The organism is Chryseobacterium piscicola, assembly GCF_900156685.1.
Classification (GTDB): domain Bacteria; phylum Bacteroidota; class Bacteroidia; order Flavobacteriales; family Weeksellaceae; genus Chryseobacterium; species Chryseobacterium piscicola.
On record NZ_FTOJ01000008.1, the window covers coordinates 172050 to 195806 of the forward strand.

Below are 23757 nucleotides of genomic sequence, written 5' to 3' on the forward strand. Positions count from 1 at the left end.
TTTTTTCTCACATCTTCTCTGTTTCCAAAATTTTCAGAACTAGTTTTTCTTCTTTAGTTAAATCTGCTTTACCATCATTTTCTTCAATAATTTCGAGCTCATCTAGATATTTTTTGATAGAATTATTTTCATACAAATTGATGACTAAAGGATGAACGTAGTATTTTCGGCAAACTGTGCTTGTATTACCAAGATGTTCTGCAACAATATCAAGAGCAGCTTTTACTTTCTTTTTGTATTGTAAATTGTTTTCGGCATAGCCGATTTCTTTGAAAGCAATCAAAGCATTCACCGTTCCAGACCAAGTTCTGAAATCTTTAGCCGTAAAATCTTCGCCACTAATTTCTTTAATATAATCATTTACCATTCCCGAATCTACAGAATGTCTTTTGCCAACGTCATCAATATATTGAAAAAGTTCTTTCCCTGGGATCTCTTTGCATTTCATAATTAGTTTTGCCAATCTTTTACTTTTTAGATTAACATTATGAAATACTCCTTTTTTGCCTTTAAATGAGAAATTAATTTTTTGCCCTACTACTTTTACGTGCTTCTCCTTTAAAGTGGTTAATCCAAAAGAACCATATAGTTTTTCATAAATAGTATTTCCTATACGGATGTTTGTACGTTGCATTAAACTGACAATCAGTGCCAGCATCTTCTTTTTTTCAAAATTCTTTAAAGCTAGGTCTTTTTCAAGCTGTAGACGTATTTCAGGCAAAGTATATCCGAATTTTAGCATCCTGTAAAACTTCGTATGATTTCTCAAAGCACTCCAAAGCGAATGATAGCGGTACTGTTTTCTTTTTTTTGCATCAAATCCTGTTGCCTGAAGATGACCATTGCCTAAAGCACAAATCCATACATTTTCCCAAGCTGGAGGGATTACCAAAGCATTAATCCGCTTGATTTCTGCCTTGTCATTTATTTTTTTTCCATCTTTGAAATAATGATATTTTTTCCCGCGCCTACGTCGAATAATACCTGAAGAATCTTCTGCGTCTGAAGTGTAAATAAGATTTACGGCCTTCGCAGAAGCCACCGGATCTTTCATTATTTTGATAATCTTGGAAGGTTTTAGATGAGAAATGATTTCTAAATCTGAATTTTCCATATTGATTAAATTATGAGTTTTTACCCTTCGAGAATAACCATAGAATAACACCGATAATACCTACAGCAACTATAATTCCCCACCACATTCCGGCTTTGAAGATTGTTTCAATAGCTTCACAACTCGTTAATAGCATTAAACTAAAGAGAGACATACATAAGAAACTTAGCTTTTTCATAATAATTTAATTTTTGATGTTTATATATTTGAAGATTCTTTTTGTTAAACCCTTTGTTTGTCGGGCTTCCAATTTTTTATTGACTTTTTAATATTATCTCCTGATAGATTTTCTTTCAAAGCTTTTTCAAGAAGAATTTTGAATTCATCATCATAAGCAAATCTTAAAGCTGCAATCTGGCTGAAACTCAGTTTGTCTTCTACATCATCTGATCTTTTGTTGAACAACTCAAAATATCTTTGCTTAAATTCCAGTTGTACTAAGCGATTTTGCAATACCAATGCGTAATGTTGACGCACCATAATAGCCAAATAAGTAAGCAGAAATACAAGAATTGAAAATAATACCCAAATCAGCTGATGTTTCCAATCATTAAAAACTTTATAGATTCCAAATCCTAGTAAAAAAAATACGATAGGGAGAAAAATAAAATGATGGGGAGTATAAAATTTTCGATGATTTTGGTAATTCTGCTTTTTCATAAATAAAGCATTACAATAATCTTTCCAAAACGTTTTCTTGTGGTATATCATGTAATTTAAAACAGATAAAATTGATTTGGTTTTAAGCAAAATTTGTAACTTTCGGTCTTTAAAATTGATAAAAATGACTTCAAAGGAAAAAGTGGCTGCGCTTCGTGAAGAAATGCAGAAAAATAATGTTGATGCATTTATAGTATATTCTGCAGACCCTCACATGAGCGAATATCTCCCTGAAGAATGGCAGGAAAGAGCATGGCTTTCGGGTTTTCTTGGTTCAGCAGGTTTTGTGGTAATTACAAAAGATAAAGCCGGACTTTGGACAGATGGAAGATATTTCACACAAGCTCCCATTGAATTGGCTGGTTCCGGAATTGATCTCTTTAAAGACGGCATGGAAGGAACTCCCAATTATATAGATTGGATTATTTCTGAAATTCCTGCAAACGGAAAAGTTGCTGTAAATGCTTTAGCAACATCGCATTCTAATTGGGAACTTCTGTATAAAAAACTGAATGCGAAAAATTTAAGTTTAGTTGATTTTCCTTTATTAAAACAAGTTTGGAAAGAAAGAGGTACTCCTTCAAAAAACCCAATTTATACCCACCCAATAGAAAGAGCAGGGAAATCTGTTTCTGATAAAATTGCTGCAATCCGTCAAAAAATGGAAGAGCAGGAAGTGACCGTTCATGTGATTTCTAGTTTAGATGATGTTGCGTGGACACTGAATTTAAGAGGAAGTGATGTAGAAAGTAATCCCGTATTTTTAGGCTATGTTTTAATTACTAAAAATGAAGCAATTCTGTTCACCGACCTCGAAAAAATGGAAGTTGAAGCAAGAAAACAAATGGATGAAGCGTGGGTTAAAATGATGCCGTATGAAGAGTTTTATAATCATTTAAGAACAATTAAAAACGAGAAAATTTTAGTTTCACCAAATAGCAATCAATCGATTTTTGAAGCATTGAAAATTGGTAATACCTTTGTAAAATCAGCAGTTCCGGGAAATCTGATGAAAGCTCAGAAAAACGAAACAGAGCTGGAAGGCTTCAGAAAAGTAATGGTGAGAGACGGTGTCGCTATGGTGAAATTTCTTTACTGGTTAACTCACAACGCCGGAAAAGAAGCAATGAACGAATATTCGATCGGTGAAAAACTAAGAGGTTTCCGTGCTGCAGGAGAAAATTTTGTGGGTGAAAGTTTCGGAAGTATCGTTGGTTTTAAAGAAAACGGCGCAATGATGCATTATTCTGCAAAAAGCGAAGGAAGCAAAGAGGTTACTAATGACGCAAGTATTTTGGTAGATTCTGGCGGACAATATTTAGAAGGAACAACAGATATTACGAGAACGTTGGCTTTAGGAGCTGTTTCTGAAGAATTTAAAATCAATTCTACTTTGGTTCTACAGGGGATGATTCGTTTATCCATGGTGAAATTCCCCAAGGGAACGAGAGGAGTTCAGTTGGATGCAATTGCAAGACTTCCTTTGTGGATGCAGGGAAAAGACTACAATCACGGAACGGGGCATGGTGTGGGAAGTTTTATGAATGTACATGAAGGTCCGCAAAATATCAGAAAAGATATGAATCCGCAGGAATTATTGGTTGGAATGGTGTGTTCGAACGAACCAGGATATTATTTGGAAGGCGAGTACGGCATCCGTCATGAAAATCTGATTGTTGTAAAAGAATCTGAAACCACAATTCATGGGACTTTTTACGAGTTTGAGACGTTGACTTTCTGTCCGTTCTTTAAAAATGATATTGTGAAAGAAATTCTTTCGGAGGAAGAACTTATTTGGCTCAATGCTTACCATAAAACATGTGAAGAAAAACTGGCTCCACAATTGGAGGGTGAGGTAAAGGATTGGTTTTTATCACTTGTGAGCCCACTTTAAAAGAATTAATTATTCTGATATAACTTATAATAATTGTTCTGCAAGATTCTTTGCAGGACAATTTTATTTTGCGCAACCGTATTTTTACGGTTTTATTTAGGAGGTATATCCTGATGGAAAATAAATTCTTATCAACTATTTTTGTGCAAGCAAAACCGATCACAGCTACATACAAAAACTAATATCCTTTAACATTATCTCTATTTAATAGCGGTGATGTTTTTTTTACTGCAAAATCTTTACTTAAATTTGTTACGATTAATAGCCTAATTTATTTACAAAATGATTCAGCAGTTCTTTCAAAGTTTCAATTTGTTTTCACAAAATGAAATAGACAATCTTTTAACTTTTTTTGAAGAAAGAACGCTTGCAAAAAATCATTTTTTTGTAAAAGAAGACGAAAAATGTAAAGAAATTGCTTTTATACAAGAAGGAATTTTCAGATCTTTTTATACTTCAGATGAGGGAAAAGATAATACATATTGTTTTAGGTTTCCTAATGATTTGATGGCTTCTTACTCTTCATTTATTTCCGATAAACCAAGCATAGAAAATATGCAGGCCATTTCAGACGCTACTCTATTAATCATTAAGAAAGAAAAAATTCAAGAACTTGCCTCTGAAAATCCTAAATGGAGCGAATTTCTCAGAATAATTGCAGAACAAGAATATCTGGAACTTGAAAAACGTTTTTTTCAGCTTCAAAGAGACAGTGCAGCACAGAGATATGGTTTTTTAATTGAAAACCAACCAAATTATATTCAGCAAATTCCCTTACAACATTTAGCTTCTTATTTAGGCATTACCCAAAGACATTTGAGCCGTATCAGGAAAGAGATTTCTTTTTAGACATTTGTCCTATTGATTGATATTGCAACTCTATAATTTTGTAAAAAAAATAGATGCAGTCAAACATTTTAATTATCGGCGGAAGTGGAATGGTCGGTAAAACAATCGCCCGGATTCTTAAATCAAGGAATCCACATTATACAATTTTTATTGGAGGAAGAAGAGAAGCGAAAACAGAAAATGATCTGGTAATTGATGTTACCAAACCACAGACATTTAAAACTATTCTTGAAAAAAATATAAATTTGATTATACTGTCTGTGAATGACAAAGAAGACCAGATTCTTGATTTCGCTATTAAAAATAATATCGATTATTTAGATATTACGAAACCCACTCCGGATCTTATGAAAGCCTATGATTTTGCACAAAGGCAACGTATCAGCAGCAGAATTGTTTTTAGTTCAGGATGGATGGGCGGTATTGTAAGCGGATTAATGAATGATGCAGCCAGCCAGATGAAAAATATTGAAGAAGTAAAACTTTTCGTTTATTATTCAGTAAAAGATTTGGCAGGTGAAAGTTCAGCTCATTTCATGGCGGAAAATGTAGCAAAGCCTTTTTTTAATTATAAAAATAACCAGCCTGTTTCTATAAAACACTTCTTAAACTCCGAATATTTCACCTTTAATTTTGGAATAGGAAAGCGAACGGCTTACAATTTTGATGTACCTGATTTGTATATATTAAACAAAATTGAAAAAATACCGAATGTAAGTGTGAAAATGACCTATAATTCAAAGCTCATCACCTGGCTGCTCGGAGCATTTCAAAGTTTGAGGGTTTTTAATATTTTATCTTTAAAAGAGAGGAAAATGATTTTCGGATCAAGTGGCAATGGAGACCAATCGGTTTTTGAAATTGTTATTAAAAATAAAAATGAAGTTAAGAAAGTAAGTCTTCAGAGTAAGAAAGGACAGGCGGAACTCACAGCATTATCCGCAGTTTTACATTCAGAAGAACTGCTGAAAAATAAACTTGAAAATAAGATCTATTTCAGCCATCAGCTGCATCAGCCGGATTCACTTTTCAAATCACTTAATAATTATGAAACTATCCATATAAAAACTAGATGATGAAAAAAATTCTTGTCATTAATGGACATCCTAACAGAGGTTCCTTCAACTTTGGTCTTGCAGAAGCTTATAAAAAAGGAGCTGTGCATTCAGGAGCAGAAATTCAGGAAATTACCATTTCAGATTTGGAGTTTAATCCCAATCTGCAGTTTGGGTATCAAAAAAGAATGAATTTGGAACCTGATTTAATAAAAGCCTGGGAAACTATACAATGGGCAGATCATTTAGTTTGGTTACATCCCGTTTGGTGGGGAGGTCTTCCTGCGATTACAAAAGGTTTTATCGACCGTCTTTTTCTTCCCGGTTTAGCATTTAAATATCGTGAAAATTCGGTTTGGTGGGATAAATTTTTAACAGGTAAAACAGCGCATATCATTACAACATTAGATCAACCAAGTTGGTATTATAGAATACTTTACGGACGACCAAGTATCAATCAGCTCAAAAAATCAACCTTAGAATTTTGCGGAGTAAAGCCTGTAAAAGTTACGTATATAGGAGTTATTAAAAATTCAAAAGAAGAGCAACGTCAAAAATGGATTGAAAAAGTGTATTCATTGGGTGAAAAGCTTAAATAAAATAATTTTAGGTGAAATTTAATCCGAAAAAATCTGTTAGCGGATTAGCATAAAAAATTTTCATATAAAACCGTAAATTTGCAAAATGAATCATGACACTATCTGCGCACTTGCCACAGCCAACGGAATTGGAGCTATCGGAATTATCAGAATTTCCGGTGAAGAATCTTTTGAAATAGTAAACCGTGTTTTTCAGGGGAAGAATCTTGAAAAAGCTGATTCTCATACGGTTCATTACGGATATATTGTAGATTCTGAGCTGGAGGCTATTGATGCAAAAATCCAAAATCCAAAATCTAAAATAGAAATTATTGATGAAGTGATGGTTTCGGTTTTTAAAGGCCCAAAAACCTTTACAGCAGAAGATTCTGTAGAAATTTCTTTTCACGGATCGCCTCATATAGCTAAGAAAATTCTTGAGGTTTTGATTAAAAACGGTTCGAGGATGGCAAAAGCTGGAGAGTTTACGATGCGAGCATTTATGAATGGAAGAATAGATTTGAGCCAAGCAGAATCAATTGCAGATTTGATAGCTTCTGAAAATGAGGCTTCAAGAAAAGTTGCATTAAATCAATTAAAAGGAGGTATAACAAATGAAATTTCGTTTTTAAGAACAGATTTATTGAATTTTGTTTCTTTAATTGAATTGGAACTCGATTTTGCTGAAGAAGACGTAGAGTTTGCAGACAGAAGCGCTCTGAATCAATTACTTGATAAAATAGAAACTAAATTAAATTCTCTTATTGAAAGTTTCCAGTATGGAAATGCCATCAAAAACGGAACTGCTGTTGCTATTATTGGTAAACCCAATGCCGGAAAATCAACTCTTCTGAACGCTTTATTAAAAGAAGAAAGAGCAATTGTGAGCAATATTGCGGGAACGACGAGAGATACCATTGAAGAAATTCTTCACATCAAAGGTCATGCATTCAGATTGATTGATACTGCGGGTTTGCGAGAAACAGTAGATGAAATTGAAGCAATTGGCGTGAAAAAAGCAAGAGAAAAAGTGGAGAATGCTAATATTTTGGTCTACTTGGCAGATGCGGCAACAAAAGATTTTTCTGAAGATATAGAAATGATAAAATCTTTGCAAAGAGAAGACTTGAAAACGATTATTTGCTTCACAAAAATAGATAAGCTACAATTTGAAAATCTTTCTTTCGAAGAAAATTTCAAATCTCAGTCTGCAAACTTCCAGCTTTTGGCTTCTGGTTTTCATATTTTAAATATTTCAGCGGTAGAAAATCAGAACATTCAGGAATTGAAAGATGAATTATCCTCTTATGTTGATAAATTGCAAACATCTGAAGGCAATGTTGTGATTACCAACCAACGTCACTATGAGGCATTGGGGAAATCTTTGGAGGCTGTAGAGAAGGTAAAAGAAGCAATCGCCACTCAGATTTCAACAGAATTATTAGCTTATGAACTAAGAAATGCTTTAGAATATCTAGGAGAAATTTCCGGCGAAGTAACAAATGATGAGGTTTTGGGGAATATTTTTTCTAAGTTTTGTATCGGGAAATAAATCTGTTTTCTTTTAGTTTCGTTTGATTTCTTTTATTTGATTTACAGTATTTTATGTAATTTTTATTTTCTTTTGTCAGAGTTTGTTTATACTTTTGTTACAGCTTTTGTACACCTTTAATTTAGAAAGTTGTACAAAGTTGTACAAGTGTACATCTCAAAAAATACAGTATGAAAATAAGTTTAAAACAAAAAAATCTAAAAGACGGACGAATCAGTCTTTATTTGGAATTCTACAAAGGTTCGTCAATTGACAATAATGGTAAAAGAATACATCTCCGAGAATTTGAGTACCCGAAGATGTATTTAATTGCTGAACCAAAAAATCCTAAAGAGAAAAAAGGGAACAAGGAAACGTTAGAATTAGCTGAAAATATTCTTGCAATTCGAAAATCAAATTATGTTCAGGGCAAATATGATTTGAAGAATACAACCAAATCAAAAAGGACTTTTCTCAATTACTTTGCTGAGAAAACTGAAGAGAAACAACAGCAAGATTCTTCCAACAATTACGGCAATTGGTTTTCAACGCACCAACATTTGAAAAAAGTCATTTCAAAAAATCTGACTTTTGATGAAATTGATGAAAATCTAGTCAAAAAAGTCCGGAACTATTTTGATAATGTGGCAAAGACAAAAAGTGAGTTACCACTCTCTCAGAATTCTAAATACTCATATTTTAATAAATTTAAAGCTGCGCTTAGAAATGCTTTCGATGATGGTTATTTGACTATCAATTATGCTTCTAAAATCAAATCTTTTGAGCAAGCAGAAAGTCAAAGAGAATACTTGACTTTTGATGAGGTTCAATCTTTAGCCAAAGCTGAATGTAAATATCCTGTTTTAAAGAGAGCTTTTCTATTTTCTTGTTTATCCGGATTGCGTTGGTCGGACATTAATACATTGCTTTGGTCAGAAGTGCGAGATGAAGGCGATGTGACTAAAGTGAATTTCCGCCAAGAAAAAACTGATGGCGTTGAATATTTATACATCTCAAAACAAGCGAGAGAATTGCTCGGAGAAAGGCAAGATCAACAAGACAGAGTTTTCAAAGGCTTAAAATATGGAATGACCTACAATACTGAAATTATTCGCTGGTGCAATCGTGCAGGAGTTCCTAAACATATTACTTTCCATTCTGCCAGGCATACAAATGCGGTTTTGCTTTTAGAAAACGGAGCGGATATTTATACGGTTTCTAAAAGATTGGGACATCGTGAGATTAGAACAACAGCTATTTATGCCAAAATAGTGGATAAGAAAATGAAAGAAGCAGCTGAGATGATTCCGGAATTAAATATTGAAATTTAATTTTTATTACGATTAAAAATATTAATAGACATAGAACATTACATCTACAAAAATATTAAAATCAAGGAGTGCAAATCCGAAAACTAAGTATTGATTTTAAAATAATACTGGTATGCCATTCGGGAATTTTTTTCCCGCTGGTGTCTTCAGATATTCTTCAATCAAAATACTCTGCAGCTCCTCTAGAAAAAGCTTGTCTTTAAAACTTGTGGAATTTAATTTTTGCTTTCTACAATTTTTAATAAATTGTTTGTAAGATGTTTCAATTAGTTTCCTGTGTATTGGAAACAAAGTGTACTCACGTGTGAATTTTTTAAAACTCGTATCAAGAATATCAAACCTTCTTTGAAAATATCCCAATCTGTATTTGACATTGCTGACAATTTGCATATCATCAATCAGATTCTCACTTTTAGGTTTTTGTGACCTTATAGGCTTAATGTAGATTTTATTCTTTGTAAAGCTATAGGTAAAAGAAATCCACGGCGTTCTATCCAGGTTTTTCTTCATCTGATATAAAAACTTGGTACAAAAATCTCCAGCTGTAGAATAATTTAAATTAAATTTTTTATTAAAAGTACTGAGAAGAATAGGTAACCCACTTATAGGTAAATTCTTATCAGGTATTCTATTCAACCATAATGCAAATAAAACTGGCTTACTATTTTTTAAATTATAAGCCAGTTTATATAAAACTGTATTATACTCCGACATAACAATTATTTTTCTAAACCAATATTGGCTTATTAAAAATACAGTATACCCTCTCTGCTTGTATGATGGGTTCGATATTAATCCTCCATAACTTTTTATTTCTACACCTTTGGAATTTAATGATTTATACCACTTCATCTTGTATTTGACTAAGAATTCATAAGCTTTCAAAATTTGATCGCTACTTTGAGATGGCGATATTTCAGCATTTTTAATACTCAATTGTACAAATACATTATTTTCTGTTTCAAATTCATTCTCAAATAAAGATAGCTGTTTGGGTCTATCTTCCGGTCTAAATTGTTGATTTTTAACTGAGAAAACAATACTAAAAATTATACGTAATGCCGTAATAGGTATGTCGACAAAACTCCCGTCTTTCATCAAAAAATCATCATAGAATTCATTTGGAAAATAAATATAATCTACGCTAGAATTTTTCCAAAAGTATGTCTTCCTAACTTTTCTATTTTCGGAATTAGAATTCATATCTATATTTTTTTTCTAAAGGAATATTCAAGGGCAATATTTTCAATTGATGTTTTCGCTTTTACTGGATTTTTCAATAAATACGCATCAATCTTTTCTTTATCAAAAAATACCATTTTGCCATTAGGCTTGGAATAGTCAATTTCATCTTTGGATGTAAGTTTGTAAATATGTGATTCTTTAAATCCGCTGTAGAAACTAAAGTCTTTAACATTAAAAACCTTTTTTGATAAATAAAGTCTTTCCTTTAACTCTGAGACTTCTTGAAGAAGTTGATTGAGTATTGTCATGATGATTTCGTCTTTGCTCATTTTAATACTTGTTTGTTTTAATGAGACAAAAGTCAGTATTGAAAATATAATACGCAAGAGAATCAATTGGTTAAAGTCTAAATACTACTAAAAACAGGTTAAAAACTACTTTTCGCCTATTTAAATTCCGCACCAACTTATCTCAAATTTCGAAAAGGTATTTCATTTATTCTAAATTGTATTTTCCACAAAAAAAGTAGGATTTGCACTCCTTTGTTTTGCATCACATTTTAGGATTTGCACTCTGGATACTAGGATTACAACTCCTTGCTGATTCGGAATTGCACTCCTCCCGAAAAAGCTTCTAGCCCGCTCCAGTAAAGTATTTTCCGTACTTTATAAAAGAAATTATAAAAGTATTAAAAAGTTTTTTTTTAAATAAAAGGAAATTGTGGATAAAATCTTCTGTGGATAAAATGTTTTAAGATGACACTTCGAAGCTCATATCACGAAAGAAGAATGCGGAGAAAAAAAAAAAGAATTGCCTAAGGATATAGAATATGCTCGAAAAGTACGCAGTTAATAATTTTAACCTAGCCGAAAAAAAATAATTTTAAATCGTGCTCGAAAAAGTACACATTTTTAATTCACTACCTGCCTAAAATAGTACAAGGTTGCTAATCCATAACCTGCCTAAAATAGTACAAGGTTTCTAATCCATAACCTGCCTAAAATAGTACAAGGTTTCTTACAAAACCTGCCTAATATAATACAAGGTTGCCATTCCCCAACCTGCCTAAAAAAGTGCAAGGTTACAATAATAACATTTTAATAGTCAATTAGATGTGTTTTTTAGAGTTGTAAAAAAAACAATTAATTTTTTTTTCTTTTTTCCGCATTCTTTTTATTTTTTTAAAACTTTATTATACTTTTCAAAATAAAACCTGAAATTACCATACTGAATATCAATATTTTACAATTATTTTCTTATCTCTTAAATTTTTTTGTGAATAGATTATAAAAAAATCGGTGTGAATAGCAAGATGTGTCTTTGTACCCACAAACTTTTCAAGTTTGGTCACAACTACCTTCTTGCCTTTTTTTCAAAAAGGGGAAAAAACTTCGGAACTCATTTTATTATTAAGCTGGTAGTTTTTTGATAATATCCTATTCAAAGTACCTTATAATATTTAATCCTAAATCAGTTTTTAGCATTAATTATTAGTCTTTAGACTTACTAGTGACCTAATTGTTGCAATGATAAAATAACACTTAATTTCACGTTAGCATTAGAAAAAAAATATTAATAAAATGGCAAATAAAGAAGCAATAATAAAATTCAGAATAGAAGTAAAAAGAAAAATGTCTTGGAAAAATATATGTACAAGTAGAAATATTTCTTTATCAGAAATGATAATCGATTCTGTTGAAAAAAGATTACCAAATTACGAAAGAAGAAAAGTATTATCATTTATTGAAAAACAAGATAACAGTTTTGCAAAAGTAGAAAACAACATCAATCAAATTGCAAGGATAGCAAACAGTCAGAAATTTTTATCGAAGAACGATTTTGACAGTTTTAATTTATTGCTGAAAGAAGTAGTAAGATTGAAGCAAGAACAAAATAAAACTTTCATCCAATTCTACGCACTGCTCGCAAAATGATTTTTTCATCAAATTCGGCTTCCAATTTCATATTGTTCTTGTTCATAATTTTGAACTTATAATTTTATAGACAGAGAAAACATATTATTCCCAAATTACAGGAATGTTTTCAAAAACAGCATTGTAGGGATTGTTTTTATTATCTTTTGCGTATATTTTAATTGTTAGAACCTTTATTATTAGGAAAGAAGCTTCCGCTAAATCAGGTGCTGCAAATGTCATAGTCGCTTTAGTAGGTATTTCCGGTAAAATGTTCTGTGCTCTCACTCTTTTGTTTGGAGCAACAATGACTTCGGAGGTTTGGAGTTGATTTCCTTGTGGATCAATTATAAAAGCTTCTTCACATTGAAAAGATTTTCTCGCAGTAGATTCAGTATTCTGATAAATGAAAGTGACAGAGATTGTCTTGTCCTTTTTATGACCGTTTACCATTACAATGTCTAATTTCATCCCATCAATATCGACAGTTCGAATTGGTTTCAAAAGATTCAAAGCTTCTTTATAGTAATCAACTTGCTTGCTGAGTTCTGTAATTTGGTCTTTATTATTTTTGAGTTCATTTTTCAAATCGGAGCAATCTGATTTTTGAGCAAACAGAATTTGGGAAAACACTGATATAATTAAAATTAATATTGATTTCATTATTTACGTTTTTAGGTTAAATTTTAAGATGCTTTCGTGTCTCTAGCAGCGTATTGATTCAATATTTCTTCATAGTCAGTATGTCTAAGAAAATTTTGTAGTATTTTTTCGTATTGTTCCTTTGAGAGATGGCTCGCACTCATTGGAATAAAATTCAGAATTTCGGAAAAATGACCTTTCAGAAACATCAAGATCTCCTCAGGTATTTCCTTTTGATGAACTAGCTTCTGTGCCATTTCAATTTCCTGGAATTCCCCATCATCTTTAATATTATTTTTAGGATTCAGAAGTTTGAAGATCTTCTTGGCTGTTCTGATATTACTTTCCATATAGCACAAAACCAAATTCACACGGTCTGATTTAGTGGATTTTACAACAAATTTTCTACAGATATTTTCGAAATAAGAGATTGCCGACTTAATGTCAGATTTTCCATCAGCGGTAATTTCTTCAATATGTTTTACAAATTCAGGATTAAACTGGTAAGCTTTTTCCGAAATTAATTTTGGTTTTACTGAATTTCCAAAAAGATAAAAATTAATGAACTTTTCAAGAACTATAAAGTAGTCTTGGTTTTCAAGAGATGAATGTGATTTCATTTGTGAATTGGATCGAAATACAGTCCCAGTATTTCGTATTTAAAATGAAAAAGCGTGGAACTGAAGCCAATCCGACAAAGAGGTACTGCGAGAACCCACAATCCAGATATGACTTACAGCCCACGCCAATATATGACATGGGCGTAAGCCTATCGAATTTTGGATTGTTAAGAAGATTCGCAGTTTTCTTTGTCCAATACGATAGCTTACGCTTTACGTTGATTTAATTTTTTCTAGAACAAAGATAATTAAAAGCTTTTATTTAACGTATTTGAATATTGAACTTTGATAATTTTTTTGTGTTTTACGGTTTTCCGTTTTTTCCTTTGTCTTCCTTTGATTATATTTATCAATTCAATAAAAAAGATGATTAATTTGACCATTATATTTTGTAAAAATTTGACAATTGATTCCAGAATTGATTGAATGGTAAGAATAACTAATAAAAACTATGTTCCAAAAAACTATAATCTCAAAATATCTTAAGAGTCAAAATACAGAGAATCTTGCACGAAAATGGGAGCTGTTCAAAGCACATTTTCATCATCCGGAAATTCAAGAGAATATTAGACTTTCCAAAGAGGAACAATACCAAGGTGAGTTTCTCATTGACCTGTTTGTAAATATTTTGGGATATATCAAAAATCCGACACCTAACTTCAATCTTACTACAGAATATAAGAATGTAAAAGACAGCAAGAAAGCCGATGGCGCAATCGTTATCAACGGAAAGGTTTCTTCTATCATTGAATTAAAAGGTACAAACACCACAGATCTATCCAAAATTGAGGAACAGGCTTTTGGTTATAAAAACAATCAGCCGGATTGTAAATACATTATCACGTCCAATTTTGAAAAATTAAGATTTTATATTGATAATGCCATTGAGCATTTGGAATTCAATTTATTTGAACTCACTTTTGAGGACTTCCAACTACTCTATTTATGTTTGGCTTTCGAAAATATTTCTGCAGATATTCCGGCAAAAATGAAAGCAGAATCTCTGAGTCAGGAAGATGCGATTACCCGAAAATTGTACAAAGATTATTCGGTTTTCAAAAGAGAGCTATTCCACAATCTCACCACTCTTAATCCCGATTACGAACCAATAGAGCTGTTCAAAAAGTCTCAAAAACTATTGGATCGATTGCTATTTCTTTTCTTTGGAGAAGACCGTGGTTTGCTTCCACCAAATTCCGTGAGATTGATTTTGGAACAATGGAACAAGCTTAGAGATTTAGACGAATACGTTCCTCTTTACGACCGTTTCAAAAAATATTTTGGTTACCTCAATGTTGGTTTCAAAGGTAAGCAATATGATGTTTTTGCCTACAACGGTGGGCTTTTCAAACCAGATGATGTTTTAGATAACATCGTCATTGACGATGAACTTCTGTACAAACACAGTTTGAAACTCGCAGATTATGATTTTGCAAGCGAAGTAGATGTGAATATTTTGGGACATATTTTCGAAAATTCTTTGAACGAATTAGATGAAGTAAAAGCCCAATTGGAAGGTCAAGAAATTGATAAATCTAAAACCAAGCGAAAGAAAGATGGTGTTTTTTACACCCCAAAATACATTACCAAATACATTGTTGAAAATACAGTAGGAAAACTTTGCGAAGACAAAAAAGCAGAACTGGCCATTGTAGAAGAAGAATATTTTACCGATAAAAAAAGACAGCAAAAAACCAAAATTGCACTTCTGAAAAAACTGGACGATTACAGAGAGTGGTTACACCAAATTACCATCATAGATCCTGCTTGTGGAAGTGGTGCATTTTTGAATGAAGCTTTGAATTTTTTGATTACCGAGCACCAATACATTGATGAATTGGAAGCCAAACTCACCGGTTCATCTATTGCTTTTACGTACCATTCTGAAAGTATCTTGGAAAACAATCTTTTTGGCGTAGATCTCAATGAGGAATCTGTAGAAATTGCCAAGCTTTCCCTATGGCTGAGAACCGCAGAACCCAACCGGAAACTAAACAGTTTGAATAACAACATCAAATGCGGAAATTCTTTGATAGATGATCCAGAAGTTGCCGGCGACAAAGTATTTAATTGGGAGCAAGAATTCCCACAAATTTTTGCGAAAGGTGGTTTTGATGTGGTGATTGGGAATCCGCCGTATGTTCCAACAGAATATATTTCTGAAAATGATAAATTATTTTTAGAAAAAGTATATCAATCTGCTTTTGGAAGAATTAATCTATATCCTATTTTCTACGAGAAAGGTTTAATGATACTTAATAATAATGGAATACTTGGCTATATAACTCCTTATACAATACTAAAGAATAAATATTACAAACAAGCAAGGAAATTTATTTTAGAAAATTCTACTGTAAAAGAATTAATCGATTTTAAAGGTGTTTTAGTTTTCAAAGATGCTGCTGTTGATTCTATAATTTTAATTCTAAAAAAGGAACTTCAAGAAAATTATAATTTTAAACAAATTTCGAATATTGAATCTTTTGAGAATAATCTTTACAAAACTGAATATTTCAATTTATCTGAATTATTAGCTAATGATGATTTATCAATGTTAATTACAATAAATGATAAACTTATAAAAAGAGTTAGTTCAAATTCTATTCAACTTAAGGAAATAATAAATTTTAATCAAGGGATCATTACTGGTGGAAATAGTAAATATTTGACTGAAGAAAAATCTGAAATAACTAAAAAAGTTTTAACAGGTGGTGATTTTAAAAGGTATTTTCTTAATAAAACTGAACAATTGATTATCTATGACACTACGAAATTACATCGTCCTAGAAAAAGGGAAATTTTCGAAATTGATCAGAAAATATTACTAAGACAGACTGCATCATATCCAATTTGTATGTTGGATACAGAAAAACATTATACACTCGATACGGTTCATAATGGTTTGTTGATTGATGAAAATTATGATTTAAGATTTCTATTAACAATTTTAAATAGTAAACTTTTAAGATTTTTATATGAATCACAAATTAATGAAGGAGGAAAAGTTTTCGCTCAAGTAAAAATCATTTACATTGATCCTTTACCGATTAAAATAGTTTCCAGCCTAAACCAACAACCCTTCATTGAAAAAGCCGATCAAATGATTTCTTTAAACAAAGGCTTAGAAGAAATTTCAGCCAAATTCCAAAGAACCTGCGAAAGGAAATTTGAAAATCTAAACCAGAACAAAAAACTGCAAGATTGGTACAAACTCTCGTATGCAGATTTCATCAAAGAATTAACCAAACAAAAAATAAAACTCACCCTTTCCGAAGAAGCAGAATGGGCAGATTATTTTGACCAAGAGAAAAGCAAAGCTTTAGAAATTCAAGAAAAAATCGCGAGTACAGATAAGGAGATAGACCATATGGTTTATGAGCTTTATGGGTTGAGTGAAGAAGAGATTGTGATTGTGGAAAATAGCTAATCTAGAATAATACTTTGGGATAAGATAAACTAAAACTAATAAACTATGTGATTTTAATTATGGAAGAAGAAAAAGAGCGAATCTTTACAATTATTCAAAATTATCTTAAGAATCCTCCCGTAATAATTTGGGGGTCGGGAGCTACAGTTCCATTTGGTTTACCAAGTATGGGGGCTTTAAATGAAATTATTAAAAAAGAAGTTTCTGAATTTGATCAAGATTGTGATAATCTAGAAATAGAGTTGGGAAAGGATAAATATATTGAACATATTCCGCAGATAAGAAATGTAATCTGGGAGGCAATTACAAAAGTAGATAAAGAAGTTCTGCAAAAACTCTTGTCAGGAAACATTACTGATTTTATTGGAATAAAGAAATTAGTACAAAAAATTAGTGATGCTCATCCGAAAGTAACAAATATCATCACAACGAATTACGATCGAATTATTGAAAATGTACTTTCTTTTCATGATATATCTTTTACAGATGGTTTTTTAGGGAAAGACCTTTCTGTATTTGATGAAAGTTTATTTTCTACTAAAAATATTGTTAACCTTGTAAAGGTACACGGATCGCTCAATTGGTTTGAAATTGGCGGAGATATTCGGTATTTACAAAATAATACAGAACATTCCATTTCACAAATAATTTGCCCCGGAAAGAATAAGTATCAAGAAACCTATAAGAGTCCATATAGAGAACTAATTCAAAAATCAGATTCATTTATTACATCTGCAAATAGTTTTTTAGTTGTTGGTTTTGGCTTTAACGATGAACATCTTACCCCAAGAATCAGAACAAAAATAAAAAAAGGTATTCCAATCGTTATAATTACAAAAACAATCTCTGAAACTTGTTTGAAGGAAATAGAAGATGCTGAAAAATACGTTTTGTTAGAAGAACACGAAGAAGATTATACTAAAGTAACTATACAAGAAAGAAATTTGGAGAAACAAACAATTATTCTTGAAGGTAATTATTGGTCTTTAAATAATTTTGTTGAAATAATATAAAAAAACTAAAATCATGCAATTAGGGAAAGTTCAAAGTGTAGACACAGGAAATGTAACTGTTAAAGTAGATAATGAAGATCTATTAAATAGTGTACAGGTAAATCAAATAATTCAAATTCGCTCGACTAAAACAGGCGAAAAGATTATTGGATTAATTTCAAAAATTCTTAGAAAAGCTTTGTCAGAAAAAATTGATGACAGTGCGGATGCTGATTATATCATTGAAAATGTTATAAAAGTAAATTTGGTAGGTACTTTTATAGAAACACAAGGAACAGCAAAAAATCTTTTTAAGAGAACTCTAAATACTGTTCCTAGTATTAATTCAGACTGTTCATTACTTATTGGTGCGGAATTAACAGAATTTATGAAGACAATTTCTTCGAGTAGTGAAAATCCACTTAAAGTTGGAACTTATACTATTGCAGAAGAATCAGATGTAAATCTAGATGGTAACAAATTCTTTCAAAGACATGCTGTTATTGTTGGCGGAACTGGTTCAGGTAAGTCATGGACTGTTGCAAATGTTCTTGAAAGTGCATCAAAATTAAAATCTGTCAATAGTATTGTTCTTGATCTGCATGGTGAGTACACTCCTTTAAGTGGCTTGGATAATGTTTCACTTTTAAAAATTGCAGGTCCATCAGATGATTGTTCAAATCCGAACAATATTTTTCTTCCATATTGGCTTTTATCTTACGAAGAAATTGAATCATTATTATTAGATAGAAGTGATAGCAATGCTCCTAATCAGTCAAGAGCTCTTTTTGATTTAATTATAAAATTAAAAAAAAACAAACTAGAGTCTGAAGGCAAAGAAGAAGTCTTAAGCAATTTTACGGTTGAAAGTCCAATTCCTTTTTCAATGGCTCAATTACTACAAGAATTAGATGATGAGGATCAGAAAATGATTGAAGGGGCAAGACCTGGTACGGAAAAGCAAGGCCCTTTATTTGGGAAATTAACAAGATTTGTTCAACGTTTATCAAGTAAGAAAGAAGATAAAAGATTGAATTTTTTATTTAATGAAGATCCAATTCTGTTGGAATATGATTGGTTTAGTGTTTTAATTAAAAAATTATTGGATTTTGGGAAAGGAAGTGGGATTAAAATTATTGACTTTTCAGAAGTTCCATCAGATATTTTACCTCTAATAACAGGTTTACTTGCACGATTGGTTTTTTCTATTCAACAATGGACAGTTGAAAGTAATAGACACCCAATTTCAATTTTTTGCGACGAAGCACATCTATATTTACCTGCAAATCCTAAAGGTTCAATTGATGAAAAAGGTTTGCAAAGTTTTGAAAGAATTAGTAAAGAAGGAAGGAAATATGGCGTTTCTTTAGTAGTAATAAGTCAACGTCCTTCAGATGTAAGTAAAACTATTTTAAGTCAATGTGGGAATTTTATAGCAATGAGACTTACAAATCCTGACGACCAAAATGTGATCAAACGATTATTTCCAGATAATTTAGGAGATTTTGCAAATCTGTTACCTATTTTAGATATTGGTGAAGCATTGATTGTAGGAGATGCATCATTGCTACCTAGTCGAGTTCAAATAGACAGACCAACCATTAAGCCCAAAAGTGCAACAATAGATTTTTGGGATGAATGGTCAAAGGAAAAGGATGCTACAAATTTAGATTTAGCAGTGGAAGCTCTAAGGAAACAGTCCAAGGTTTAATATATATCAGTAGATTATGATTATAAAATTCAATGATTTACAAAAAGTAGGTGTTTTCGATAATTTCTTGTGGGATGATTGCGTAAAAAATAAAAATGGAGAGGTAGTTTTTTTTGATAAATTAAATATACTTTATGGACAGAATTATGCTGGTAAAACTACACTTTCCAGAATAATGAGATCATTAGAAATCGGTAAATTTTCGGAAAAATATACAGATGCAAAATTCTTTATTAAATGCTCTGATGACAGGAATTTCACACATAAAAACTTGGGTAATAATCCTTATAATGTTCGTGTTTTTAATGAGGATTTTATTCGTGATAATATTGAATTTAATAATCCAGAAAAAGCAATAACACCATTTGCGCTATTAGGTGCAAAAAATAAGGAGATTGATGCAGAGATTGAGCGTCTGAAGAATTTTTTGGGCGACGAGAGGTTAGTCACAGGTTTATTTGCTGATCGTGCTGACTATATATCTAGAAGTAGAATATATGAAGATGAGCTTAAAAATATCGAAAAAAGTTTACAGAAAAGTTTATCTGAAAAAGCTACTGGCAAAGAAATAGGCATAAAATATAAAAAGAAATATGACAAAATTAATTATGATATTAAAGCTTTGCGTTTTGATATTAAAAAAGTTATAAATAGAGATTTTGGCATATTAGAAAAAGAGCAAATAATAAATTCTGAATTAATCTTAAGTGAGAACACCAAAGATCATATTAAAGAAATTACAAAACCAAAATTAAATTTTAATAGTCTTCAAGAGTCAGTTTCAAGAGTTGTAACTAAAGTGGTTGGGAAATCTGATAAAATTGATGCTTTAGTAAAAAATGCGGTTTTAAATCGATGGGTAAAAGAAGGAAAAGAGTTGCATAGCCCTGAAACAAAATGTGGTTTATGCAATGGAGTACTCTCTTTTGACCGTTGGGAAGAATTGGACAGGCATTTTGATGAAGAATCAGAAAGTCTTGAGAGAGAAATATTTCATCTATTAAATGAAACAGATAGTGAGGAAAGAAAAATAAAAGAAGTTCAGCTTTATAAAGAAGATTTTTTTTATAGCAAATTTCGTGAAGAATTACATAAAATTCAAGATTTAATTGGTAGGTTAGCCAAAGAGTATGTAAATTCTTTAAATCTATTTAGAGAGAAACTACGTAGTCGTCAGAAGGCTATTTTAGAAGCTGCTGATTATAATTATATTAGTGATGTGTCAGTTAATTTAGAAAGTGCTTACACTGATTTGGAATATTTACGTCATGAATCCAATCATTACACTTCAAGTCTAAACGCAGACAAAAAAACTGCAATAGAAAGTTTGCGACTGCAGGAAATTTATGAGTATTTAAAAGAAATTAGATATAATGAGACAATTACTAGGATAAATTATTTGAAACAAATCCTTTTTGACATTGAGCAGAATATAGCCTCAGTTGATATCGAGATAAATAAAACTACACTCGCAATATCCGACAACATTAAATTAATTACTGATGAAAGTAAAGGTGCAGAAAAAATAAACGAGTATCTTGAGCATCACTTTGGGCATCAAGATTTAAGACTTGAGCCAATCTATATTGCAGACTTTTTTGATGATGATAAGCTAGCTTTTGAAGTACAACGAGATGGAAAGAAAGCATATCATCTAAGTGAGGGAGAAAAAAGTTTGATTGCTTTTTGTTATTTTGTTGCAAAATTGGAAGATGTTGAAACTAAAGGATTAAAACCAGTAGTATGGATTGATGATCCAATTTCAAGTTTAGATAGTAATCATATCTTTTTCATTTATTCACTCATAAAGTCTCATATTTACGATAAGAAAGACTTTTTGCAGCTATTTATTTCAACGCACAACCTTAATTTTTTAAAGTATTTGAAAAGACTTCCAACTAAGAAGGATAAAGATAGTGATTCAATTAAATATTTTTTGGTGGAAAGAATTGATAAAACTTCTTCATTACGGGAAATGCCGAGATATTTGCAAGAACATGTAACCGAATTTAATTATTTATTTAAATCAGTTTATGACTGTGCAAATATTACAATAGTTGACGACTCAAATTATACTTTATTTTATAATTTTGGAAATAATGCTAGAAAATTTCTCGAGATATATCTATACTATAAATATCCGAATTTTGAAAACGACGAATCTAAATATAAAAAATTCTTTGGGACAGATTCGATACCTGCGATTCTAACAAATAGGCTAATAAATGAATATTCACATTTATGTGGTGTTATAGAAAGAGGTGAAACTCCAATCGAGATTCCTGAAATGAAAAAAACCGCAGAAATGATTTGTAAAAAAATGCAGGAGAAAGATAAAGATCAATTTGATGCACTGGTAAAATCAATGTTGTAAATCTTTTTTTTGAAGCACGTGAAATTTTTAATTTAAGAATCGTTACTATTATAGCAGTTCGAAAAATTCAACAAGCAAAAAATAATTAGAAGATAGTAATTATAAGGCTCTTGAAAATAATTCCTAAAAAGACATAAAAAAAATAACTACTTAAAAAAAAAATATTACCAATTTGGTAATATAAATTGTATATTTGTATATGAGAGTTATAGCCGTTAAAACACTGAAACTTTACATTAAGGATTTTCCAAAAGCAGAACAGCCGCTTTTAGCTTGGTATGATGAATGCGAAAATGCAGTATGGAATAATCCCAATGAATTAAAAAGCCAGCATGGAAATGCTTCCATACTCAACGATAAACGAGTAGTTTTTAATATTCACGGAAATACTTATCGTTTAATTGTAGATATTGAGTATAGACTAAAAATAGTATTTATTGTTTGGTTTGGAACTCATAAGGAATATGATAAAATAAACGCTAAAAAAATTGATTATGTTAAAGCCAATTAAAACCGAAGAACAATACGAAAACTATTTAGAGAGAATTTATATCTTACTTCAGACAGATTTAAAAGAGGATTCTAAAGAATCTGACGAGATGGAAATTCTTTCAATTTTAGTTAAGAATTATGAAGAAGTGCATTATGCCATTGAAAAACCGAATCCAATTGAAGCTATAAAATTTCGTTTAGACCAGATGGGTAAAAGTGATTCATTTTTAAGCAAAATCTTAGGGGCATCTAGAAAATCTGAAATATTATCTGGAAAAAGAAAATTAAATCTTCCACAAATCAGAAAGCTTAGTAATGAACTACATATTTCAGCTGATGTTTTAGTACAGGAGTATTAATTATTAATAACAACGTAATTTTAGAATAGAATGAGATTGATTGTAATTGCTGACATACATGGCAATGATGAAAAATTCAGAAAAGCATTAAAGTCTGTTTCATTAAAAAAAACTGACAAATTAATTTTGCTTGGAGATTTAATAGACAGAGGGAAAAAATCTAAACAAGTATTAGATACAATAATATTATTAAAGGATACAGGTTTTAAAGACATAATAATGATTCGTGGAAATCACGAACAGATGTTTTTAGATTCGATTGAAGATGAAAGTAAAGAATACATGTGGCTGAGAAATGGTGGTGATAAAACTTTACAGAGTTTTAGAGTTAATTATTTAAATCAAATTCCAAAATTATATCTTGATTTAATTAAGTCGTCTGTTTACTTTTATGAATACAACGATTTTCTGTTTGTCCATGCGGGTATTGATTTTAATTCAAAAGACCCATTAAATGACACTAAATCACTTTTATGGACAAGGGAAATGACACTGGAAAATTATAGAAATTCTAAATTTTCAGAAAAAAAAATCGTTCACGGTCATACTCCTATCGACAGAAATCAAATTATTGAGAGTTTTTCAAATATTGAAATTCTTAATTTAGATAATGGAGTATATTTAGAAAAAGAAAACTATGGCAATCTCACAGTTGCGGACTTAACTAATCAAAAACTAAATTTTATTTAATTATGAATGTCACCAGAGTAATAAAAGAAATAAATAGAGGTGGGTTTGGAATAATTGAAAAAGTTTCATGTGATGATGGCAATGTTTATGCAAGAAAAACATTTTCTCCGATTCCCAATCCAAAAATAACCAAAAAAATTATTGATAAGAGTAGAAATCGTTTTATTAGAGAAGTTAAAATTCAAAGTAGACTTCAAGAAGAATATATTATACCAATAGTACACTTTGACATAAGTGGAGATAATCTGGATATGCAAATAAAAATTCCAGTATAAGTTAAGCTACATTTTGATAAATTTTGTTTTGATTATTAAACTCTTCAATAGTTTTGTATTTCAGT

General features: G+C 31.0%; 22 protein-coding genes. 15 read left to right on the plus strand and 7 right to left on the minus strand.

The window, feature by feature from the left end:
• Nucleotides 1-7: 7 nt before the first annotated feature.
• From BW939_RS12660 to BW939_RS12670, 3 genes are read right to left on the minus strand one after another with little or no spacing between them, the layout of a single operon-like run.
• The gene (locus BW939_RS12660; RefSeq protein ID WP_076452374.1) at nucleotides 8-1114 is read right to left on the minus strand and encodes a DNA topoisomerase IB; all 1107 of its coding nucleotides are present in this window, start codon (nucleotides 1112-1114) and stop codon (nucleotides 8-10) included.
• Between the two features lie 10 nt (nucleotides 1115-1124).
• Entirely contained in the window at nucleotides 1125-1292 is a 168-nt protein-coding gene (locus BW939_RS12665) for a phosphatidate cytidylyltransferase (RefSeq protein ID WP_076452375.1), read from the minus strand.
• 44 nt (nucleotides 1293-1336) lie between these two features.
• A complete protein-coding gene (locus BW939_RS12670; RefSeq protein ID WP_076452376.1) occupies nucleotides 1337-1774 on the minus strand; it encodes a DUF6526 family protein in 438 nt (145 codons plus the stop codon).
• A gap of 124 nt (nucleotides 1775-1898) precedes the next feature.
• Between BW939_RS12670 and BW939_RS12675 the strand changes: the two genes are divergently transcribed.
• From BW939_RS12675 to BW939_RS12700, 6 genes are all read left to right on the plus strand, one after another.
• A complete protein-coding gene (locus BW939_RS12675) occupies nucleotides 1899-3668 on the plus strand; it encodes an aminopeptidase P family protein (protein WP_076452377.1) in 1770 nt (589 codons plus the stop codon).
• 282 nt (nucleotides 3669-3950) lie between these two features.
• Nucleotides 3951-4517, plus strand: a complete 567-nt coding sequence (locus BW939_RS12680) for a Crp/Fnr family transcriptional regulator (protein ID WP_076452378.1) — start codon at nucleotides 3951-3953, stop codon at nucleotides 4515-4517.
• 53 nt (nucleotides 4518-4570) lie between these two features.
• Nucleotides 4571-5593, plus strand: coding sequence for a saccharopine dehydrogenase family protein (locus tag BW939_RS12685; RefSeq protein WP_076452379.1), 1023 nt, complete (start codon nucleotides 4571-4573; stop codon nucleotides 5591-5593).
• Nucleotides 5593-6171 (plus strand): NAD(P)H-dependent oxidoreductase, encoded by a 579-nt coding sequence (locus tag BW939_RS12690; protein ID WP_076452407.1) that lies wholly within the window; start codon nucleotides 5593-5595, stop codon nucleotides 6169-6171. The genes BW939_RS12685 and BW939_RS12690 overlap by 1 nt, the downstream gene beginning before the upstream one ends.
• Nucleotides 6172-6256: 85 nt before the next feature.
• Complete coding sequence (gene mnmE / locus BW939_RS12695; RefSeq protein ID WP_076452380.1) at nucleotides 6257-7702, plus strand: tRNA uridine-5-carboxymethylaminomethyl(34) synthesis GTPase MnmE; 1446 nt, start codon at nucleotides 6257-6259, stop codon at nucleotides 7700-7702.
• A 170-nt stretch (nucleotides 7703-7872) separates the two neighbouring features.
• Nucleotides 7873-9012: a site-specific integrase gene (locus BW939_RS12700; protein WP_076452381.1), complete on the plus strand. Its 1140-nt coding sequence runs from the start codon at nucleotides 7873-7875 to the stop codon at nucleotides 9010-9012.
• Between the two features lie 96 nt (nucleotides 9013-9108).
• Here the strand turns inward: BW939_RS12700 and BW939_RS12705 are convergent, their stop codons facing one another.
• A complete protein-coding gene (locus BW939_RS12705; protein WP_076452382.1) occupies nucleotides 9109-10215 on the minus strand; it encodes a hypothetical protein in 1107 nt (368 codons plus the stop codon).
• A gap of 2 nt (nucleotides 10216-10217) precedes the next feature.
• Nucleotides 10218-10526 carry a hypothetical protein gene (locus BW939_RS12710; RefSeq protein WP_084566654.1) on the minus strand — a complete coding sequence of 103 codons (309 nt, stop codon included), beginning with the start codon at nucleotides 10524-10526 and terminating at the stop codon, nucleotides 10218-10220.
• Nucleotides 10527-11777: 1251 nt separating this feature from the next.
• Between BW939_RS12710 and BW939_RS12715 the strand changes: the two genes are divergently transcribed.
• Nucleotides 11778-12131, plus strand: a complete 354-nt coding sequence (locus BW939_RS12715; protein WP_084566655.1) for a hypothetical protein — start codon at nucleotides 11778-11780, stop codon at nucleotides 12129-12131.
• An 84-nt stretch (nucleotides 12132-12215) separates the two neighbouring features.
• Here the strand turns inward: BW939_RS12715 and BW939_RS12720 are convergent, their stop codons facing one another.
• Both BW939_RS12720 and BW939_RS12725 read right to left on the minus strand, forming a co-directional pair.
• Entirely contained in the window at nucleotides 12216-12773 is a 558-nt protein-coding gene (locus BW939_RS12720) for a hypothetical protein (protein WP_123891584.1), read from the minus strand.
• A 23-nt stretch (nucleotides 12774-12796) separates the two neighbouring features.
• Nucleotides 12797-13372, minus strand: a complete 576-nt coding sequence (locus BW939_RS12725) for a hypothetical protein (protein ID WP_076452385.1) — start codon at nucleotides 13370-13372, stop codon at nucleotides 12797-12799.
• Nucleotides 13373-13823: 451 nt separating this feature from the next.
• Between BW939_RS12725 and BW939_RS12730 the strand changes: the two genes are divergently transcribed.
• The 8 genes from BW939_RS12730 to BW939_RS12765 all read left to right on the plus strand — a co-directional run bounded on the left by BW939_RS12730 (nucleotide 13824) and on the right by BW939_RS12765 (nucleotide 23692).
• A complete protein-coding gene (locus BW939_RS12730) occupies nucleotides 13824-16799 on the plus strand; it encodes an Eco57I restriction-modification methylase domain-containing protein (protein WP_076452386.1) in 2976 nt (991 codons plus the stop codon).
• 59 nt (nucleotides 16800-16858) lie between these two features.
• Complete coding sequence (locus tag BW939_RS12735) at nucleotides 16859-17812, plus strand: SIR2 family protein (protein ID WP_076452387.1); 954 nt, start codon at nucleotides 16859-16861, stop codon at nucleotides 17810-17812.
• A gap of 13 nt (nucleotides 17813-17825) precedes the next feature.
• Nucleotides 17826-19502, plus strand: coding sequence for an ATP-binding protein (locus BW939_RS12740; RefSeq protein WP_076452388.1), 1677 nt, complete (start codon nucleotides 17826-17828; stop codon nucleotides 19500-19502).
• A 16-nt stretch (nucleotides 19503-19518) separates the two neighbouring features.
• A complete protein-coding gene (locus BW939_RS12745; protein ID WP_076452389.1) occupies nucleotides 19519-21876 on the plus strand; it encodes an AAA family ATPase in 2358 nt (785 codons plus the stop codon).
• A 199-nt stretch (nucleotides 21877-22075) separates the two neighbouring features.
• Nucleotides 22076-22387 carry a type II toxin-antitoxin system HigB family toxin gene (locus tag BW939_RS12750; RefSeq protein WP_076452390.1) on the plus strand — a complete coding sequence of 104 codons (312 nt, stop codon included), beginning with the start codon at nucleotides 22076-22078 and terminating at the stop codon, nucleotides 22385-22387.
• The gene (locus BW939_RS12755) at nucleotides 22371-22727 is read left to right on the plus strand and encodes a helix-turn-helix domain-containing protein (protein ID WP_076452391.1); all 357 of its coding nucleotides are present in this window, start codon (nucleotides 22371-22373) and stop codon (nucleotides 22725-22727) included. The genes BW939_RS12750 and BW939_RS12755 overlap by 17 nt, the downstream gene beginning before the upstream one ends.
• A 30-nt stretch (nucleotides 22728-22757) precedes the next feature.
• Complete coding sequence (locus BW939_RS12760) at nucleotides 22758-23417, plus strand: metallophosphoesterase family protein (RefSeq protein ID WP_076452392.1); 660 nt, start codon at nucleotides 22758-22760, stop codon at nucleotides 23415-23417.
• A gap of 2 nt (nucleotides 23418-23419) precedes the next feature.
• Complete coding sequence (locus BW939_RS12765; RefSeq protein ID WP_076452393.1) at nucleotides 23420-23692, plus strand: protein kinase family protein; 273 nt, start codon at nucleotides 23420-23422, stop codon at nucleotides 23690-23692.
• Nucleotides 23693-23757 lie beyond the last annotated feature (65 nt).

Bases quoted from the DNA above. Each gene is read 5' to 3' on its own strand.
- BW939_RS12660 (WP_076452374.1), bottom strand. From the start codon at position 1,114: ATGGAAAATTCAGATTTAGAAATCATTTCTCATCTAAAACCTTCCAAG.
- BW939_RS12665 (WP_076452375.1), bottom strand. From the start codon at position 1,292: ATGAAAAAGCTAAGTTTCTTATGTATGTCTCTCTTTAGTTTAATGCTA.
- BW939_RS12670 (WP_076452376.1), bottom strand. From the start codon at position 1,774: ATGAAAAAGCAGAATTACCAAAATCATCGAAAATTTTATACTCCCCAT.
- BW939_RS12675 (WP_076452377.1), top strand. From the start codon at position 1,899: ATGACTTCAAAGGAAAAAGTGGCTGCGCTTCGTGAAGAAATGCAGAAA.
- BW939_RS12680 (WP_076452378.1), top strand. From the start codon at position 3,951: ATGATTCAGCAGTTCTTTCAAAGTTTCAATTTGTTTTCACAAAATGAA.
- BW939_RS12685 (WP_076452379.1), top strand. From the start codon at position 4,571: ATGCAGTCAAACATTTTAATTATCGGCGGAAGTGGAATGGTCGGTAAA.
- BW939_RS12690 (WP_076452407.1), top strand. From the start codon at position 5,593: ATGAAAAAAATTCTTGTCATTAATGGACATCCTAACAGAGGTTCCTTC.
- mnmE (WP_076452380.1), top strand. From the start codon at position 6,257: ATGAATCATGACACTATCTGCGCACTTGCCACAGCCAACGGAATTGGA.
- BW939_RS12700 (WP_076452381.1), top strand. From the start codon at position 7,873: ATGAAAATAAGTTTAAAACAAAAAAATCTAAAAGACGGACGAATCAGT.
- BW939_RS12705 (WP_076452382.1), bottom strand. From the start codon at position 10,215: ATGAATTCTAATTCCGAAAATAGAAAAGTTAGGAAGACATACTTTTGG.
- BW939_RS12710 (WP_084566654.1), bottom strand. From the start codon at position 10,526: ATGAGCAAAGACGAAATCATCATGACAATACTCAATCAACTTCTTCAA.
- BW939_RS12715 (WP_084566655.1), top strand. From the start codon at position 11,778: ATGGCAAATAAAGAAGCAATAATAAAATTCAGAATAGAAGTAAAAAGA.
- BW939_RS12720 (WP_123891584.1), bottom strand. From the start codon at position 12,773: ATGAAATCAATATTAATTTTAATTATATCAGTGTTTTCCCAAATTCTG.
- BW939_RS12725 (WP_076452385.1), bottom strand. From the start codon at position 13,372: ATGAAATCACATTCATCTCTTGAAAACCAAGACTACTTTATAGTTCTT.
- BW939_RS12730 (WP_076452386.1), top strand. From the start codon at position 13,824: ATGTTCCAAAAAACTATAATCTCAAAATATCTTAAGAGTCAAAATACA.
- BW939_RS12735 (WP_076452387.1), top strand. From the start codon at position 16,859: ATGGAAGAAGAAAAAGAGCGAATCTTTACAATTATTCAAAATTATCTT.
- BW939_RS12740 (WP_076452388.1), top strand. From the start codon at position 17,826: ATGCAATTAGGGAAAGTTCAAAGTGTAGACACAGGAAATGTAACTGTT.
- BW939_RS12745 (WP_076452389.1), top strand. From the start codon at position 19,519: ATGATTATAAAATTCAATGATTTACAAAAAGTAGGTGTTTTCGATAAT.
- BW939_RS12750 (WP_076452390.1), top strand. From the start codon at position 22,076: ATGAGAGTTATAGCCGTTAAAACACTGAAACTTTACATTAAGGATTTT.
- BW939_RS12755 (WP_076452391.1), top strand. From the start codon at position 22,371: ATGTTAAAGCCAATTAAAACCGAAGAACAATACGAAAACTATTTAGAG.
- BW939_RS12760 (WP_076452392.1), top strand. From the start codon at position 22,758: ATGAGATTGATTGTAATTGCTGACATACATGGCAATGATGAAAAATTC.
- BW939_RS12765 (WP_076452393.1), top strand. From the start codon at position 23,420: ATGAATGTCACCAGAGTAATAAAAGAAATAAATAGAGGTGGGTTTGGA.